The 3,864-nt window shown below is 68.3% G+C and carries 4 protein-coding genes; 1 reads left to right on the top strand and 3 read right to left on the bottom strand.

Going from position 1 to position 3,864, the window contains the following annotated elements:
* Nucleotides 1-1,562, bottom strand: a 1,562-nt coding sequence (gene leuA / locus ACFDS6_RS16770) for a 2-isopropylmalate synthase (protein WP_375273222.1), incomplete at its 3' end; no start/stop codon positions are given.
* A 271-nt stretch (nucleotides 1,563-1,833) separates the two neighbouring features.
* On the opposite strand from leuA, the gene ACFDS6_RS16775 reads away from it, so the two are divergent.
* Nucleotides 1,834-2,223, top strand: a complete 390-nt coding sequence (locus ACFDS6_RS16775) for a BLUF domain-containing protein (RefSeq protein WP_375273223.1) — start codon at nucleotides 1,834-1,836, stop codon at nucleotides 2,221-2,223.
* A gap of 36 nt (nucleotides 2,224-2,259) precedes the next feature.
* Here the strand turns inward: ACFDS6_RS16775 and ACFDS6_RS16780 are convergent, their stop codons facing one another.
* Both ACFDS6_RS16780 and ACFDS6_RS16785 read right to left on the bottom strand, forming a co-directional pair.
* Nucleotides 2,260-2,880, bottom strand: coding sequence for a YceI family protein (locus tag ACFDS6_RS16780; RefSeq protein WP_375273224.1), 621 nt, complete (start codon nucleotides 2,878-2,880; stop codon nucleotides 2,260-2,262).
* A 90-nt stretch (nucleotides 2,881-2,970) separates the two neighbouring features.
* A complete protein-coding gene (locus ACFDS6_RS16785; protein ID WP_375273225.1) occupies nucleotides 2,971-3,747 on the bottom strand; it encodes a hypothetical protein in 777 nt (258 codons plus the stop codon).
* Between the last annotated feature and the right edge of the window lie 117 nt (nucleotides 3,748-3,864).

Genomic DNA, 3,864 nt, shown 5'->3' on the forward strand with positions numbered 1-3,864 from the left:
CGGCACTCGAGGTACGCCGCCGCCTGCGCGCCCGCGCCGTGCCCGATCGCGTGCTCGGCGTAATCGACCACGTCCAAGTCGGGTCCGGTCGTCTGTGCCAGCGCCGCGATCACGCCCGAGATCAGGCCGTTGCCGCGCCCCGTGATCGACTGCTCCTCGCCGTCCACCGCCACGCGCCCGACGAACAGCCGGTCGCCCGCACCACCCGTCTCCTCGTAATCGCGCAGCACGAAGCGATCCGCCTGGCCCGGCAGATACGTCGCCTCGAACCGACCCCAGATGTCGGCCGCGTTCAGCTCGCGGCTCGTCTCGTCCGCCATCGCCTGCACGTGCCGGCTGAAATCCGCCTGCAACCGCTTGGGCAGGCGCAGCCCCTTGTCCTGCTCGATCACCCAGGCGACGCCGCCCTTGCCCGACTGCGAGTTGACGCGGATCACCGCCTCGTAACTGCGCCCGAGGTCGGCCGGGTCGATCGGCAGGTACGGCACCTCCCACAGATCGTCGTTGCGCGCGGCCTGCGCCGCGAACCCCTTCTTGATCGCATCCTGGTGCGAGCCGGAGAAGGCGGTGAACACCAGATCCCCGGCATAGGGCGTGCGCGGGTGGACGGGCAGATTGGTGCAGTAATCCACCGTCTTCACCACGGCGTCGATGTCCGACAGGTCGAGCCGCGGGTCGACCCCTTGCGTGTACATGTTGAGCGCGACCGTCACGAGGTCGCAATTGCCCGTCCGCTCGCCGTTGCCGAGCAGGCAACCCTCCACCCGGTCGGCCCCCGCCATCATCCCCAGTTCCGCCGCCGCGACGCCGGTGCCGCGGTCGTTGTGCGTGTGGAGCGAGATCACCACCGCGTCGCGGTTCGGGATATTGCGCGCGAACCACTCGATCTGGTCGGCGTAGACGTTGGGCGTCGCGCACTCGACCGTCGCGGGCAGGTTGAAGATGATCGGCCGCTCGGGCGTGGGGCGCAGCACGTCCATGACGGCGGCGCAAACCTCGACCGAGAAATCGAGTTCGGCGGTCGAGAACGTCTCGGGGCTGTACTCGAATTGCCAGTCGGTGCCCGGACGCTTCGCCGCCTCGTCGCGAAGGATCTTCGCGCCCTCGATCGCGATCGCCTTTACCTCCTCCCGCGACATGCCGAACACGATCCGCCGCCACGTCGGGCTGACCGCGTTGTACAGGTGGACGATCGCGGTGCGCGCGCCCTCCAGGCTGCGGAAACTCGTCTCGATCAGGTCGCGGCGCGATTGGGTGAGCACCTGCAGCGTCACGTCGTCGGGCACGCGACCCGAGCGGACCAGCCCCGAGATGAAGTCGAACTCGGTCGCCCCCGCGCTCGGGAAGCCGACCTCGATCTCCTTCAACCCGACCTTGACGAGCAGGTCGAAGAAGCGGGTCTTCTTCTCCGCGTCCATCGGGTCGATCAGCGCCTGGTTGCCGTCGCGCAGGTCGGTCGACAGCCAGCGCGGCGCGCGGGTGATCGTCCTCGACGGCCATTGCCGACCGGGCAGGTCGATGGTCGGGAACGGGCGGTACTTGGTCGATGGGTCGCGCAGCATGGCTCGGCTCTCTGGCAGGGGAGTGTCGGCTGGCCCTTAGGCGCGTGGTGCGCGACGCATCGCGCACGTCGGACGGTCGCGCCTAAGGGCGCGTAAGTCGCAGAAGGAGAGACACCGGGGTCATCGCGCGCCGTTGTGCCCCGCGCCTCTCGCGCTGTCCACCCTGAACGGCACGCGACGTCGATTTGGCGAGGCCGTGCAGCGCCGCGGTGCAGCATTCACGCTTATCTAACCTCTGTCCCTTAGGTCCGACGGCAAGGAGGCCACGCTTATGCTGCAACTCGTCTACATTTCTTCCGTCAAGCGGAGCGCTGACCTCACCAACATCCTCGCGGTATCGCGCCTCAACAATCGCCGGGACGGCATCAGCGGGCTGCTCTACTCGGACGGAGTGCGCTTCCTCCAGGCGCTGGAAGGCCCGGCGCTCGCGGTCGAGACCGCCTACGCGCGAATCAAGCAGGACCCCCGTCACAATGCGCTCGTCATCCTGTCGCGCCGCGAGGTCGACACACGCGAGTTCGGCGACTGGGCGATGGCGGAGCGCCGCGTCGGCGAGGAGGGCGACCGATTCTGCGCGCGCGTCGACCAGCTGCTGGCGAACACCGCACCCAACGTCCGCGCGACGTTCGACAGTTTCATCAAACTGCGCCGCGCAGCGTGAGTGATGCGTGCGGCACGGCGCCGCCCGCTCGAATGGTCAGGCGGTGAACGCCGCGTGGATCGTCAGGTTGACCGTGTCCGACACGACCGGCCCGTAGGCGCCGACGCCGAAGTCGCTGCGCTTGATCTGCCCCTTGGCGGTGAAGCCCAAGTTTAGCTTCTTGCTCATTGGATTGTCGCCCGCGCCGACGAAGGTGACGTTCAGCGTGACCGGCTTGGTCTGGTCCTTGATCGTCAGGTTGCCCGTCATCGTCGCGGCATTCGCGCCCTTGGGCACGACGCGGGTCGAGACGAAGCGCGCGGTGGGATATTTCTCCGCGTTGAAGAAGTCTTCCGACTTCAGGTGCTTGGCGAAGCCGGAGGAGGTGACCGACAGCTCGTCGATGTTGAAGGTCATGTCGACCTTGGTCGCCGCCGGCTTCTTCGGATCGAGCGTGATCGACCCGCCGCTCGCGCCGAACTGCCCTTCCAGCATCGAGAAGCCCATGTGGTTGACCTGCCAGCTGACCTGCGTGTGGGCGGGATCTACCTGATAGGTGCCGGCGGGCACGCGCGAGGCGATCGGCTGGCCGGGCTGCTGCGGCGTGGTCGCGATCTGTGACAGCGCGGGTACGGATACGAGCGCCAGCGCGGTGGCGGCGAGATGATGGATGCGCATGGTCGGTAACTCCCTGTTGATCGTCCGATCCAACCACAGCGCCGCGACCAAGGGAATAGGTCGAGCCGAAACGGTTGGTTTCGCAGGCGTTCAATCGCTGTCGAGTTCCTTCGATCCTTCCGGCAGGATGTCGTATCTGATACGCACCCACACGCCGAGCATCGCCTGACCGCCCTTGCGCGGTGGTCGGATCAGGAACTGCCACGCCGCCTGCCGCACCGCCCCCGCGATGCGCGAGCCCGGCGTTTCGCCCAGCTCACGGCAATCCTCCACGTGATAGCGCGCGATCGTGCGACACGCGACCACGCCCCAGCCGAGCTTCCCCGCCGGCAGGTAGGTGGCCATCTCGGTGCGGGTCGGCTTCCTATACCACTCGGCCGCGTACATCGGCTCGCCGCCCGGCCCGGTGCCGATACTCGGATCGCCGCCCGCTTCGCCCGCGGACGCGGTCTGCGTGCCGTCGCCTTGACCCGCGGTGCCCTTGATCTTTCCGATGTTGGAGGCGGCATAGTCGGACCGGCTCAGCATGATAACGCCCGGCAGATGGAGCGTGACAGGCGGCGGCGGCACGACCGGCGCCTCGCGCGGCTCGGTCACGGTGCGGGGTTGCGGCGTCGCGGCGGGGGCTGCCGCGGCACGGGCGCGCTGCACCGATCGCTTGCTTGTCTCCGACGAGCCGAGCGGGGTCACGTTGAACGTTGCCAGCCGCCGCCCGTCGCCGGGCTCCTGCCGATCATACCCACCCATGCCGAGCAGCGCGAGGATGATCGCCGCCGCGATGCCGAGCGCCAGCGCCCACGACGCCGCACGACCGCCGCGGGAGGCGCGAACGTCGTACGAAGAGGACCGGTACGACGCCGCACTCATGACGAGCCGCCCCTACGCCCGCCCGCGCGTCGCGGCAACGGGGCCGCGACGCGTTTTTGCCCGCCTCAGTTCTTCGCCTTGTCGACCAGCTTGTTGGCGCCGATCCACGGCATCATC

Source organism: Sphingomonas sp. (assembly GCF_042095875.1).
Taxonomy (GTDB): Bacteria; Pseudomonadota; Alphaproteobacteria; order Sphingomonadales; family Sphingomonadaceae; genus Sphingomonas.

What these genes read in the sequence shown, in the direction of transcription:
- ACFDS6_RS16775 (WP_375273223.1), top strand. Translation starts at nt 1,834, where the DNA reads ATGCTGCAACTCGTCTACATTTCTTCCGTCAAGCGGAGCGCTGACCTC.
- ACFDS6_RS16780 (WP_375273224.1), bottom strand. Translation starts at nt 2,880, where the DNA reads ATGCGCATCCATCATCTCGCCGCCACCGCGCTGGCGCTCGTATCCGTA.
- ACFDS6_RS16785 (WP_375273225.1), bottom strand. Translation starts at nt 3,747, where the DNA reads ATGAGTGCGGCGTCGTACCGGTCCTCTTCGTACGACGTTCGCGCCTCC.